Annotated in this window: 13 protein-coding genes; 11 read left to right on the plus strand and 2 right to left on the minus strand. The window is 64.2% G+C overall.

What is annotated here, in order from left to right:
- The first annotated feature begins 19 nt into the window (after positions 1-19).
- From QMX89_RS11410 to QMX89_RS11430, 5 genes are all read left to right on the plus strand, one after another.
- Positions 20-853, plus strand: coding sequence for an alpha/beta fold hydrolase (locus tag QMX89_RS11410; RefSeq protein WP_282348235.1), 834 nt, complete (start codon positions 20-22; stop codon positions 851-853).
- On the plus strand, positions 850-2331 hold the full coding sequence (locus QMX89_RS11415; RefSeq protein WP_282348236.1) for an aldehyde dehydrogenase: 1482 nt from the start codon (positions 850-852) through the stop codon (positions 2329-2331). Before QMX89_RS11410 ends, QMX89_RS11415 begins: the two co-directional genes overlap by 4 nt.
- Before the next feature lie 11 nt (positions 2332-2342).
- Positions 2343-2828 carry a flavin reductase family protein gene (locus QMX89_RS11420; protein ID WP_049860061.1) on the plus strand — a complete coding sequence of 162 codons (486 nt, stop codon included), beginning with the start codon at positions 2343-2345 and terminating at the stop codon, positions 2826-2828.
- 123 nt (positions 2829-2951) lie between these two features.
- On the plus strand, positions 2952-3704 hold the full coding sequence (locus QMX89_RS11425) for a GntR family transcriptional regulator (RefSeq protein ID WP_049860060.1): 753 nt from the start codon (positions 2952-2954) through the stop codon (positions 3702-3704).
- A gap of 1 nt (position 3705) precedes the next feature.
- Positions 3706-4269 (plus strand): NUDIX hydrolase, encoded by a 564-nt coding sequence (locus QMX89_RS11430; protein WP_049860059.1) that lies wholly within the window; start codon positions 3706-3708, stop codon positions 4267-4269.
- On the opposite strand, the gene QMX89_RS11435 is transcribed toward QMX89_RS11430, so the two are convergent.
- Positions 4266-4568, minus strand: a complete 303-nt coding sequence (locus tag QMX89_RS11435) for a DUF1330 domain-containing protein (protein ID WP_191999736.1) — start codon at positions 4566-4568, stop codon at positions 4266-4268. The two genes, QMX89_RS11430 and QMX89_RS11435, sit on opposite strands and share 4 nt — an antisense overlap.
- A gap of 155 nt (positions 4569-4723) precedes the next feature.
- Here QMX89_RS11435 and ribBA point away from each other — a divergent pair, with 155 nt between their 5' ends.
- From ribBA to QMX89_RS11460, 5 genes are all read left to right on the plus strand, one after another.
- Positions 4724-5848, plus strand: coding sequence for a bifunctional 3,4-dihydroxy-2-butanone-4-phosphate synthase/GTP cyclohydrolase II (gene ribBA, locus QMX89_RS11440; protein ID WP_282348256.1), 1125 nt, complete (start codon positions 4724-4726; stop codon positions 5846-5848).
- A 119-nt stretch (positions 5849-5967) separates the two neighbouring features.
- Positions 5968-6993 carry an ABC transporter substrate-binding protein gene (locus tag QMX89_RS11445; RefSeq protein ID WP_192066077.1) on the plus strand — a complete coding sequence of 342 codons (1026 nt, stop codon included), beginning with the start codon at positions 5968-5970 and terminating at the stop codon, positions 6991-6993.
- Complete coding sequence (locus QMX89_RS11450; RefSeq protein WP_192066075.1) at positions 6978-7916, plus strand: ABC transporter permease; 939 nt, start codon at positions 6978-6980, stop codon at positions 7914-7916. The genes QMX89_RS11445 and QMX89_RS11450 overlap by 16 nt, the downstream gene beginning before the upstream one ends.
- A gap of 6 nt (positions 7917-7922) precedes the next feature.
- A complete protein-coding gene (locus QMX89_RS11455; protein ID WP_282348240.1) occupies positions 7923-8732 on the plus strand; it encodes an ABC transporter permease in 810 nt (269 codons plus the stop codon).
- 9 nt (positions 8733-8741) lie between these two features.
- Positions 8742-9899 (plus strand): ABC transporter ATP-binding protein, encoded by a 1158-nt coding sequence (locus tag QMX89_RS11460; RefSeq protein WP_282348242.1) that lies wholly within the window; start codon positions 8742-8744, stop codon positions 9897-9899.
- An 86-nt stretch (positions 9900-9985) separates the two neighbouring features.
- Here the strand turns inward: QMX89_RS11460 and QMX89_RS11465 are convergent, their stop codons facing one another.
- Entirely contained in the window at positions 9986-11389 is a 1404-nt protein-coding gene (locus QMX89_RS11465) for a cytosine permease (protein WP_282348243.1), read from the minus strand.
- Positions 11390-11627: 238 nt separating this feature from the next.
- Between QMX89_RS11465 and QMX89_RS11470 the strand changes: the two genes are divergently transcribed.
- Positions 11628-12113, plus strand: a complete 486-nt coding sequence (locus QMX89_RS11470; RefSeq protein ID WP_049860051.1) for a flavin reductase family protein — start codon at positions 11628-11630, stop codon at positions 12111-12113.
- The last annotated feature ends 16 nt before the right edge of the window (positions 12114-12129 follow it).

Raw genomic sequence — 12129 nt, forward strand, 5'->3', positions numbered from 1 at the left:
CCTGACTCAGGAGCGCTCCATGATTCGGCTTACCGCTGAACGCACTGCGGCCGGTACCAGTTACCTTGCCGCCGGTGACGGCCCGCCCGTGGTGTTCATCCATGGCGTGGGCTTGAACAAGGAAATGTGGGGAGGCCAGTTCGTCGGGCTGATGCCGCACTATCGGGTCATCGCCTACGACATGCTGGGGCATGGCGCCAGCGCGCAGCCCGCGCCTGGCACGGCGCTGCTGGGTTATGCCGAGCAGTTGCTCGAATTGCTGGATCACTTGCAGTTGCCGGCGGCCACGGTCATCGGGTTCTCGATGGGTGGGCTGGTGGCACGGGCGTTTGCCTTGCACTATCCCGAGCGGCTACAGGCCCTGGTGGTGCTCAACAGCGTGTTCAACCGCAGCGCCGAACAGCGCGCCGGCGTGATGGCGCGCACCGGGCAAGCCGCCGAACACGGCCCCGATGCCAACGCCGAGGCCGCGTTGTCGCGCTGGTTCAGCCGCGAGTATCAGGCGGCCAACCCGGCGCAGATCGCGGCGCTGCGCGAGACGCTGGCCGGCAACGACCCCCAGGGCTACCTGACCACCTACGAGCTGTTCGCCACCCAGGACATGTACGGAGCCGACGACCTGGGCCGCATCCAGGCGCCGGCGCTGATTGCAACGGGCGAACTCGATCCGGGCTCCACGCCGCAGATGGCCCGTGAAATGGCCGAGCGCATCCCCCATGCCGAAGTGGCGATACTCTCCGAACAACGGCACATGATGCCCGTGGAATCGCCTCGGCTGGTCAACCAGACGTTGTTGAAATTTCTTACCCGGGCCCAGCGCCTGGACAATCAGGCACAGGGGATCGTCGCATGACCCTTTCACGCTTTCAGATGTGCATCGACGGCCAGTGGGTCGATGCGCTGTCCGGCAAGACCTTCGAAAGTCACAACCCGGCTCTCGCGCAACCCTGGGCGCTGCTGCCCGACGCCGACGAGGCCGATGTCGACCGCGCCGTGCAGGCCGCACAGCGGGCATTCGAATCGCCCGCCTGGCGCGGGCTGACCGCCACGGCGCGGGGCAAGCTGCTGCGCCGGCTGGGCGACCTGATTGCCGACAACAAAGACGCGCTGGCGCAGTTGGAGAGCCGTGACAACGGCAAGCTGATCCGCGAAACCCGCGGCCAGGTGGGCTACCTGCCTGAGTTCTTCCACTACACCGCAGGCCTGGCCGACAAGCTGGAAGGCGGTACGCTACCGCTCGACAAGCCCGACCTGTTCGCCTACACCGTGCACGAACCCATCGGCGTGGTCGCCGGGATCATTCCCTGGAACAGCCCGCTGTACCTGACGGCGATCAAGCTGGCGCCGGCCCTGGCCGCCGGCAACACCATCGTTCTCAAGCCATCCGAACACGCCAGCGCGACCTTGCTGGAGCTGGCCCGCCTGGCCCTCGAAGCCGGCATTCCGCCGGGCGTGGTCAACGTCGTCACCGGCTATGGGCCGAGCACCGGCGCCGCCCTCACCCGCCACCCGCTGGTGCGCAAAATCGCCTTTACCGGCGGTGCCGCCACCGCGCGCCATGTGGTGCGCAGCAGCGCCGAGAACTTCGCCAAGCTGTCGCTGGAACTGGGCGGCAAGTCGCCGAACATCATTTTCGCCGATGCCGACCTGGACAGTGCCATCAATGGCGTGGTGGCCGGCATCTACGCTGCCTCCGGGCAAAGCTGCGTGGCCGGCTCGCGCCTGCTGGTGCAGGACGAGATCTACGACGAGTTCGTCGAGCGCTTGGTAGAACGCGCCCGACGCATCAAGATCGGCAACCCGCAGGACGAAGCGAGCGAGATGGGCCCGATGGCCACCGCCCAGCAATTGGCCGTGGTGGAAAATCTGGTCGCGCAAGCCGTGCAAGAAGGCGCTACCCTGCGCATGGGCGGCCAGCGTGCGCAGACCGACAGCGACGGCTGGTACTACCAACCGACGCTGTTCGAGTGCGACAGCCATTCGATGAAAATCATGCAGGAAGAAGTGTTCGGTCCGGTGGCGTCGGTGATTCGATTCTCCACTGAAGCCCAGGCGCTGGCCATGGCCAACGACTCGCAATTCGGCCTCGCGGCCGGCATCTGGACCCGCGACCTGGGCCGTGCCCATCGCCTGGCCCGCGACGTGCGCTCCGGCATCATCTGGGTCAACACCTACCGCGCGGTATCGGCCATGGCACCGATCGGTGGCTTCAAGAACAGCGGCTATGGCCGTGAAAGCGGGATCGATTCGGTGCTGGCCTACACAGAACTCAAAACGGTATGGATCAACCTGTCCCAGGCCCCCATGCCCGACCCATTCGTGATGCGTTGAGGTAATTTGAAATGATAGAGCCCGGCATCTACAAAGAAGTGATGGCCTCCTTCCCCTCCGGGGTGACGGTGGTCACCACGCTGGACCCGGAAGGTGGCATCGCCGGCATCACCGCCAGCGCCTTCAGCGCGCTGTCGATCGACCCGGCGCTGGTATTGTTCTGCCCCAACTACCAGTCGGACACCTACCCGATCCTGCGCGACAGCAAGCGCTTCGCCATTCACCTGCTGTCTGCCGACCAGCAGGCGGAGGCCTACGCGTTCGCCAGCAAGGGCAAGGAAAAGGCCCGCGCCATCGCCTGGCATCTCAGCGAACTGGGCAACCCGCTGCTGGAAAACGCCACGGCGATCATCGAGTGCGAACTGTGGCGTGAATACGACGGTGGCGACCACGCCATCATCGTCGGCGCGGTGAAGAACCTGATCCTGCCCAGCGAGCCGTTGGCCCCCATGCTCTACCATCGCGGCAAACTGGGTGCGATGCCGAGCCTGGGCTGACCGACCCTGCGCTGAGCGCTCCTGTCGACCGGACCTGGGCAAATCACCGGTCGCGGGTCGGCAGCGCCGGGTGGCGTGTTAGACTCGCCGCTGTTTTTTTGCCTTTTCAACAGAGCGGACCCGATGAAACGCCTGCCCCTCGACGACAGCTTCAAGGTCAATCGCAACCCCGTCACCCTGCGCGAAATCGTGCTCGACAAGTTGCGCAGCGCCATCATGAATTTCCAGCTTCTGCCCGGCGACCGCCTGGTGGAACGCGACCTGTGCGAGCGCCTGGGCGTGAGCCGCACCTCGGTGCGTGAAGCCCTGCGCCATCTCGAATCCGAAGGCCTGGTGGAGTTCGCCGACGCCAAGGGCCCGCGCGTGGCGATCATCACTCTGGAAGACGCCCGCGACATCTATGAACTGCGCTGCGTGCTCGAGGGCCTGATCGTCCAGCTGTTCACCCTCAATGCCAAGGCCAAGGACATCCGCGCCCTGGAAAAGGCGCTGGCGGTCAACCGCAAAGCCCTTGAGGAACGCGCGCTGTCGGACGTGCTCAACTCCGTCCAGGGCTTCTACGACGTGCTGCTCGAAGGCTCCGGCAACCAGGTCGCCGCGACCCAGCTGCGTCAGTTGCAGGCGCGCATCAGCTACCTGCGGGCTACCTCGGTGTCGCAGGAAAACCGTCGCGGCGTCAGCAGCGACGAGATGGAGCGCATCGTTGCCGCGATCAAGAGTGGCGACCCGATGGCGGCGCACCAGGCCTCGGTCGATCACGTGCGCGCTGCGGCCAAGGTGGCTTTGGAGTCGTTGCGCCAGCAACGCAACGACGACCACAAGGTCCGCGACATCGCTGCGCCCATCGCCCTCGACGAACCCCGTATCGGACGCTGACATGGCCACTCCCCGGTTCTGCCCACACTGCGGCGCCGGCGGCCTGAGCCTGGGCATTCCGGCGGGCGATACCCACGAGCGGACCTTCTGCGCCGGTTGCGGGCACGTGCATTACGTCAACCCGAAAGTCATCACCGGCTGCATCGTCGAAGCCGATGGCAAGTACCTGCTGTGTCAGCGTGCCATCCCGCCGCGACCCGGCACCTGGACCCTGCCCGCCGGCTTCATGGAAAGTGGCGAGACCACCGAGGAAGGTGCCCTGCGCGAGCTGTGGGAAGAAGCCGGCGTGCGCGCCGAGATCATCTCCCCGTACTCGATCTTCAGCGTGCCGCGCATCAGCGAGGTGTACATCATCTTCCGCGCCATGGCCCTGGAAGTGACGGACGACTTCGGTCCGGAAACCGCCGCGCGGCAGTTCTTCGCGCCGGCGGACATTCCCTGGGACAGCATCTACTACCCCGCCATCCGGCAGATCCTGGAGCGCTACATTCAGGAACGCGCGACCGGTACCTACGGCATCTACATGGGCAATGACGACACCGGTCGCATTCACTTCATGCGCTAGCCGCCGATCGCCTCGCAACCCTCCACGATGATCACCTCGGCCCTGGCCGCACCTGCGCGCAGGCTGGCTGCGGCCTGGTATTCGCTGGATTGGTAGCAGGCCTGCGCCTGGGCGTACGAATCGAACTCGATGACCACGCTGCGCTGCGGCGTGGCCCGGCCTTCCATGGCCTGCGAACGGCCGCCTCTGGCCAGCAGGCGGCCGCCGTACTGGGCGAAAACCGCGGGTGCGCGCTGGGTGTACAGCCCATATTGCGCCGGATCGGTAACGTCCACATGAGCAATCCAATAAGCCTTCATTTTCACCTCGACAGGGGGATTGTTTGCGTATTATGGTATACCACGATTCAGCTGGTTATCCCAATCGATCAGCCACGATCGGTCAGCCCGGATCCGTATCCAAGTACGTATCAAAGATCCCGTGAAAGAAAGAGCCCGTGAAAGAGAGTGCAGGCATGGCGTTCAACAGCATCGAAGAAATCATCGAAGACTTTCGCCAAGGCAAGATGGTGTTGCTGGTGGACGACGAGGACCGCGAAAACGAAGGCGACCTGCTGCTTGCCGCCGACTGCTGCACGGCCGAAGCGATCAGCTTCATGGCCCGCGAAGCCCGTGGCCTGATCTGCCTCACCCTCACCGACGAACGCTGCCAGCGGCTGGGCCTGGAGCAGATGGTGCCCAGCAACGGCAGCGGCTTCGGCACCGCATTCACGGTGTCCATCGAAGCGGCCAGCGGGGTCACCACCGGCATTTCCGCCGCCGATCGCGCCCGTACGGTCGCCGCTGCGGTAGCGCCACGGGCCGGCGCCGCCGACCTGGTGCAACCAGGCCACATCTTCCCCCTGCGCGCCCGTGAAGGCGGTGTGCTGACCCGCGCCGGGCATACCGAGGCCGGCTGCGACCTGGCCCGCCTGGCCGGTTTCACGCCCGCCTCGGTGATCGTCGAAGTCATGAAGGATGACGGCACCATGGCCCGCCGTCCGGACCTGGAACTGTTCGCCGCTCGCCACGGCATCAAGATCGGCACCATCGCCGACCTCATCCACTACCGCCTGTGCAACGAACACACGGTCACCCGCATGGGCGAACGCGAACTGCCTACGGTGCACGGTACGTTCCGCCTGGTCAGCTACGAAGACCGCATTCAGGGCGGCGTGCACATGGCCATGGTCATGGGCGACATCCCCCGCGATGAACCGACGCTGGTGCGCGTGCACGTCATCGATCCGCTGCGCGACCTGGTCGGCGCCGAGTACACCGGCCCGGCCAACTGGACACTGTGGGCTGCGCTGGAAAAAGTCGCCGAGCATGGCGCGGGTGTAGTGGTAGTGCTGGCCAATCATGAATCGTCCCAGGCCCTGCTGGAGCGCGTCCCGCACCTGACCCAGCCGGTGCGCCCCTATTCACGCACCCAGACCCGCATCTATTCGGAAGTCGGCACCGGCGCGCAGATCCTGCAGGACCTGGGCGTCGGCAAACTGCGTCACCTGGGCCCGCCGCTCAAATACGCAGGCCTGACCGGCTACGACCTGGAAGTGGTCGAAAGCATCCCGTTTCACGCGTCAACCACTGAGGCCTGAGCCTTGAACGGCAACGGCCCCTGAGGCAATCGATCCACCAGGTCTTCACGACCTGACTGCTCCCGATACGCGGGTGTGGAAACAGCCCGCTCAAACAATGACAAAAGAGGGCGTACACGATGGTATTCAAGAAACGTGCGATAGCGGCGTTGGCTGCGGCGACCCTGGCATTCACGGCAGGCACTGCCGTGGCGGCCGAGACGCTGAGTTTCGTCAGCTGGGGTGGCACCACCCAGGATGCGCAGAAGTCGTCATGGGCCGATCCGTTCAGCAAGAGCAGCGGCACGGCGGTGGTCATGGACGGCCCGACCGACTACGGCAAACTCAAGGCCATGGTCGAGAGCGGCAACGTGCAGTGGGACGTGGTCGACGTGGAAGCCGACTTCGCCCTGCGCGCGGCCAGCGAGGGTCTGCTCGAACCCATGGACTTCAAGGTCATCGACCGCAGCAAGCTCGACCCGCGCTTCGTCTCGGACTACGGGGTAGGCTCGTTCTACTTCTCCTTCGTGCTGGGCTTCAACGAAGGCAAGGTCGCCGCCGGCAAGCCGCAGGACTGGACCGCGCTGTTCGACACCAAGACCTACCCCGGCAAACGCGCGCTGTACAAGTGGCCCAGCCCAGGCGTGCTGGAGATCGCCCTGCTGGCCGACGGCGTCGCTGCCGACAAGCTCTATCCGCTGGACCTGGACCGGGCCTTCAAGAAGCTCGACTCGATCAAGAAGGACATCGTCTGGTGGGGCGGCGGCGCGCAGTCCCAGCAATTGCTGGCGTCCGGTGAAGTCGCCATGGGTCAATTCTGGAACGGTCGCGTTTACGCCCTGCAACAAGACGGCGCCCCCGTGGGTGTGAGCTGGAAGCAGAACCTGGCCATGGCCGACTTCCTCGTCGTGCCCAAGGGTTCGAAGAACAAGGAGGCTGCCATGCGCTTCGTGGCCAACGCCACCAGCGCCAAGGGCCAGGCCGACTTTTCCAACCTGACGGCCTACGCGCCGGTCAACACCGAAAGCGTGCAGCGCCTCGACGCCGTCCTGGCACCCAACCTGTCGACCGCGCACGTCGACGACCAGATCACTCTGGACTTCGCCTACTGGGCCAAGAATGGTCCCTCTATCGCGACACGGTGGAACGAATGGCTGGTCAAGTGAAGCTGTCCTCGCCCTCCGCTCTGGGCAGCACCGGGGGCGCCGCCGGCGGCCCCGATGCACTGCGTGCGGTCCAGCCACGAGCGAGCCTGGTCCAGCGCTGGCGTGGTTCGGGCAACCTGCTGCCGGCGCTGTTGTTCCTCGGCCTGTTCTTCTTCGCTCCACTCATCGGCCTGCTGCTGCGCGGCGTGCTGGAACCGACGCCGGGGCTGGACAACTACCGTGAGCTGTTCGCCAACTCGGCCTACGCCAGGGTGTTGTTCAACACCTTCTCGGTGGCCGGGCTGGTGACCCTGTTCAGCGTATTGCTGGGCTTTCCCCTGGCCTGGGTGATCACCCTGGTTCCGCGCGGCTGGGGCCGCTGGATCTTCAGCATCGTGCTGCTGTCGATGTGGACCAGCCTGCTGGCGCGCACCTATTCCTGGCTGGTATTGCTCCAGGCGTCGGGGGTGGTCAACAAGCTGCTCATGGCGCTGGGCATCATCGACCAGCCGCTGGAGATGGTGCACAACCTCACCGGCGTGGTGATCGGCATGAGCTACATCATGATCCCGTTCATCGTGCTGCCGCTGCAGGCGACCATGCAGGCGATCGATCCCATGGTGCTGCAGGCCGGTGCCATCTGCGGCGCCAGCCCCTGGACCAACTTCTTTCGGGTGTTCCTGCCGCTGTGCCGCTCGGGGCTGTTCTCCGGCGCCTTGATGGTGTTCGTCATGTCGCTGGGTTACTACGTCACCCCGGCCCTGCTGGGGGGTGCACAGAACATGATGCTGCCCGAGTTCATCGTGCAACAAGTGCAATCGTTCCTCAATTGGGGTCTGGCCAGTGCCGCTGCGGCGCTGTTGGTGCTGATCACCCTGGTGCTGTTCTATTTCTACCTGAAGCTGCAACCCGAATCCCCGGTTGGCGCCAGCAATTCGAGGTAAGTCATCATGCTTCTTACCCCCAATGCCATGAGCCGGCGCCTGCGCGTCGGTCTCTACCTCACCACAGCTGCGATCGGCCTGTTCCTGCTGCTGCCGATCGTCTTCATCGTGCTGCTGTCGTTCGGCTCGTCCCAATGGCTGGTGTTTCCACCTCCGGGCTGGACCACCAAATGGTACCTGCAGTTCTTCGCCAACCCGGAGTGGATGGCGGCGGCCTGGTCGAGTCTGAAAGTCGCTGCGCTGACCACCGTCTTCGCCGTGCTGCTGGGCCTGCCCACGGCCTTCGCACTGGTGCGCGGCAAATATCCGGGGCGCGAGCTGCTGTATGCGCTGTTCACCCTGCCGATGATCGTGCCGCTGGTGATCATCGCCGTGGCCGTCTACGCGCTGTTCCTCAAGCTGGGCTACACCGGCACGCTGTTCTCCTTCGTGGTCAGCCACGTGATCGTCGCCCTGCCCTTCACCATCATCTCGATCATCAACTCGCTGAAACTGTTCGACCAGTCCATCGAGGATGCCGCGGTGATCTGCGGCGCGTCGCGCCTGCAGGCGATCTTCAAGGTCACCTTCCCGGCGATTCGGCCGGGCATGGTGGCCGGCGGCCTGTTCGCTTTCCTGGTCTCGTGGGACGAGGTGGTGCTAAGCGTGATGATGGCCAGCCCGACCTTGCAGACCCTGCCCGTGAAAATGTGGACCACCCTGCGCCAGGACCTGACGCCGGTGATCGCCGTCGCCTCGACGCTGCTGATCGCCCTGTCGGTGCTGGTCATGGTGGTCGCCGAAATCATTCGTCGCCGTAACCCCGTCAACGCCTAGGAGCTGGACATGAGTGCAGTGATCAAACAACAACAGGCCGTGCAGGCCGGCGACACCCTGGTCAGCCTGCGCGGCTTGAACCGTCACTATGGCGACTTCGCCGCCGTCGACAATATCGACCTGGACATCAAGGACGGTGAGTTTCTGACCTTCCTCGGCTCCAGCGGCTCGGGCAAGAGCACCACGCTGTCGATGCTGGCCGGGTTCGAGACGCCCAGCTCCGGAGAGATTCTGGTCGGCGGCCAGTCACTGGTGAACGTGCCGCCGCACAAGCGCGGGATCGGCATGGTGTTCCAGCGCTACTCGCTGTTTCCGCATCTGTCGGTGCGCGACAATATTGCTTTCCCATTGGACATCCGCAAACTGAGCCGCGCCGAACGCGACCGCAAGGTCGATGCGATGCTCAAGCTGGTGCAGCTGGAGGCTTTCGCCCACCGCCGCCCGGCGCAGCTGTCCGGTGGCCAGCAGCAACGGGTGGCCATCGCCCGCGCGCTGGTCTACGAGCCGCGCATCCTCCTGATGGATGAGCCGCTGGGCGCCTTGGACAAGAAGCTGCGCGAAGACCTGCAGGACGAACTGCGGCAGTTGCACCGACGCCTGGGCATCACCATCGTCTACGTGACCCATGACCAGGAAGAAGCCATGCGCCTGTCGCAACGCATCGCCATCTTCAGCCACGGCAAGATCGTCGGACTGGGCAGCGGCTACGACCTCTACCAGAACCCGCCCAATGCCTTCGTCGCTTCGTTCCTGGGCAATTCCAACTTTCTCAAGCTGACCACCACCAGCAACGGTTCCGCCACCTTCGAAGGCGCCAGCCTGGGCATGCGCCTGACTCCCGGCGCCAATGCCGGACAGCAGGTGCTGCTGATGGTACGTCCGGAGAAGGCCCAGGCCTTGAGCGTTGCCCAGGCGGCAGAGCAACCGCTATTGCCAGGCTGGAACCAGATTCCGGCCACCGTCACCGAGACCCTGTTCCTGGGCGAAAGCCAGACCTGCAGCGTTGTCACCCGAGGCGGTACGGCGATGACGGTCAAAGCCTTGTCAGCGGCCGGTATGCCCCTGCAGGCCGGTGAGCAGGTCCAGGTGCGCTGGGCAGCGGCAGACGCTTGCGTGTACACGCATTGGGAGGACGGCGATCTGAACAAGGCGGCCGGCACACACTGATCTGTCGACACACCCAGCAATCGCCGCAACGCAAAAGGCCCCGAACGATCGGGGCCTTTTTGCAACTGATCGCCGGGTAGCCAGCGCTACTTGGCGTATCCGGCCCGCAGTCGTTCGGCACGTTGCTGCTTGCGGGTCGCCAGGCAGTAGAACAGCGGACAGGTAACCACGATGCCCACCAGCCAGGACAGGTCCGCGCCTTCGACCAGATGGGCATAGGGACCGACATACAACGCGGTGTTGGCGAACGGCAACTGCACGGCGATGCCACAGGCGTAGGCGATGATCGCGTGCCAATTGAAGCGGCCGTACTGGCCGCCATCGGCTGCAAAGATCGACTCGATGTCGTAGTCGCCGTACTTGATCAGGTAGAAGTCGATCAGGTTGATGCAGGCCCACGGCACCAGTACCAGCAGCAGGGCCAGGATCAAGCCGATGAAGTCCTGGATGAAGTCGCCCGACGCGCCCACCGCCACCACACAGCACCCGCTCAACACCAGCGCCGACAGCACGATGCGCACCTTCACACTCGGCGTCCAGTGGGCGATGAACGTCTGTACGGCGGTGACGATGGCCAGTACCGCACCGTACAGGTTCAGCGCGTTGTGGCTGATGATGTTGAGCAGGAACAGCAACATCAGCACGGGGCCCAGCACGCCGGTCGCCTGCTCAACCGCAGTCATCGCTTCGGTGCCTGGCGGCGTTGCCAGCACTACCACGGCGCCGAAGCTGAACGACAGGATGGTCCCCAGCGTGGCGCCAGCGTAGGTGGCCCAGAACGGCTTGGCGATGCCGATATCGCTGGGCAGGTAGCGGGAGTAGTCCGACACGTAGGGCGAAAAACTGACCTGCCAGATCACCCCCAGCGACACCGTGGCGATGAACCCTGCCAAGGTGAACCCGCCTCGGGTCAGAAAATCGACCGGCAGCGGCTGACTGAACACGAAGGCGAAGCCGGCGACCAGCGCGCCGCCCATGACCCAGGTGCCGATCCGGTTCAAGGTGTGAATGAAGCGGTAGCCGAGCACGCCGATGGCGGTCGCGGCCAGGGCGCCGATGAGGCTGCCCAGAGGCAATGAAATCGGCTCGACCATGGCGTGGATCGATTTCCCGGCCAGCACGATGTTGGAGATGAAGAAACCGACGTAGATCAACGCGGCGAAGAACACGATCAACAGCGCGCCGAACCGACCGAATTGCCCGCGACTCTGGACCATCTGCGGTATGCCCAGCCTTGGCCCCTGCGCCGAGGACAGGGCAATGAACACACCCCCCAGGCAATGCCCCAACACGATGGCCAGCAACCCCCAGGCGAAATTGAGGTGGAAGACCTGGACCACCATGGCGCCGGTGACGATCGGCAACGGCGCGATGTTGGTGCTGAACCACAGCGTGAAGAGGTCCCGAGCCCGCCCATGGCGCTCGGCGTGGGGGACCTGCTCGACGGTATGGCTCTCGATCAATGGGTCTTGCGATGAACGCTCGGACATAGGGTTTCACTCGAGTCTGTTGTTGTTCTTGTAGGAATCCGGGTCACCAGGCGCAACCCGTTTCTGATAGACAAACCATATTACGGTATACCAAGAAAACGCAAGTGAGCGTCTGACCCCAACCTGTTTCAAAAGACCACCCGGACCGCGGCGCAGCTCTGAAATTGAGGGTTGCACAAACAATTCTTTGGTATACCATCAGACCAATAAATATTCGAACAAACCCGAGGTACCTTTGATGATCGATGCCGAAATCTACAAACAAGTCATGGGCTCGTTCCCCTCTGGCGTGACCGTGATCACCACGCTGGACGATCAAGGCCAGCTCGTGGGCATGACTGCCAGCGCCTTCAGTTCGCTGTCCATCGATCCGGCCCTCGTGTTGTTCTGCCCCAACTACAAGGCCGACTCCTATCCTCATCTGATTCGCAGCAAGCGCTTCGCCATCCATCTGCTCTCCAGCGACCAGCAAGCCGAAGCCTACGCCTTCGCCAGCAAGGGCAAGAACAAGGCCGATGGCATCGCCTGGAGCCTGAGCGCGCTGGGCAATCCGGTCCTCGACAACGCCATCGCGGTCATCGAGTGCGAACTGTGGCGGGAATACGAAGGCGGCGATCACGCGATCATGGTCGGCGCGGTCAAGAATCTGCTGGTGCCCAGCGCCCCGCAAACCCCGTTGGTCTATTGCCGCGGAAAAATGGGTGCCCTGCCCACGTTCGCCTGACATATCCCACGCCATT

The organism is Pseudomonas sp. PS01301 (assembly GCF_029960215.1).
Classification (GTDB): Bacteria; Pseudomonadota; Gammaproteobacteria; order Pseudomonadales; family Pseudomonadaceae; genus Aquipseudomonas; species Aquipseudomonas coleopterorum.

Excerpts from the sequence above, each read along its gene's own strand:
- QMX89_RS11455 (WP_282348240.1), top strand. The coding sequence starts at position 7,923 with ATGCTTCTTACCCCCAATGCCATGAGCCGGCGCCTGCGCGTCGGTCTC.
- QMX89_RS11415 (WP_282348236.1), top strand. The coding sequence starts at position 850 with ATGACCCTTTCACGCTTTCAGATGTGCATCGACGGCCAGTGGGTCGAT.
- QMX89_RS11410 (WP_282348235.1), top strand. The coding sequence starts at position 20 with ATGATTCGGCTTACCGCTGAACGCACTGCGGCCGGTACCAGTTACCTT.
- QMX89_RS11430 (WP_049860059.1), top strand. The coding sequence starts at position 3,706 with ATGGCCACTCCCCGGTTCTGCCCACACTGCGGCGCCGGCGGCCTGAGC.
- QMX89_RS11425 (WP_049860060.1), top strand. The coding sequence starts at position 2,952 with ATGAAACGCCTGCCCCTCGACGACAGCTTCAAGGTCAATCGCAACCCC.
- QMX89_RS11470 (WP_049860051.1), top strand. The coding sequence starts at position 11,628 with ATGATCGATGCCGAAATCTACAAACAAGTCATGGGCTCGTTCCCCTCT.
- QMX89_RS11465 (WP_282348243.1), bottom strand. The coding sequence starts at position 11,389 with ATGTCCGAGCGTTCATCGCAAGACCCATTGATCGAGAGCCATACCGTC.
- ribBA (WP_282348256.1), top strand. The coding sequence starts at position 4,724 with ATGGCGTTCAACAGCATCGAAGAAATCATCGAAGACTTTCGCCAAGGC.
- QMX89_RS11420 (WP_049860061.1), top strand. The coding sequence starts at position 2,343 with ATGATAGAGCCCGGCATCTACAAAGAAGTGATGGCCTCCTTCCCCTCC.
- QMX89_RS11450 (WP_192066075.1), top strand. The coding sequence starts at position 6,978 with ATGGCTGGTCAAGTGAAGCTGTCCTCGCCCTCCGCTCTGGGCAGCACC.
- QMX89_RS11460 (WP_282348242.1), top strand. The coding sequence starts at position 8,742 with ATGAGTGCAGTGATCAAACAACAACAGGCCGTGCAGGCCGGCGACACC.
- QMX89_RS11445 (WP_192066077.1), top strand. The coding sequence starts at position 5,968 with ATGGTATTCAAGAAACGTGCGATAGCGGCGTTGGCTGCGGCGACCCTG.
- QMX89_RS11435 (WP_191999736.1), bottom strand. The coding sequence starts at position 4,568 with ATGAAGGCTTATTGGATTGCTCATGTGGACGTTACCGATCCGGCGCAA.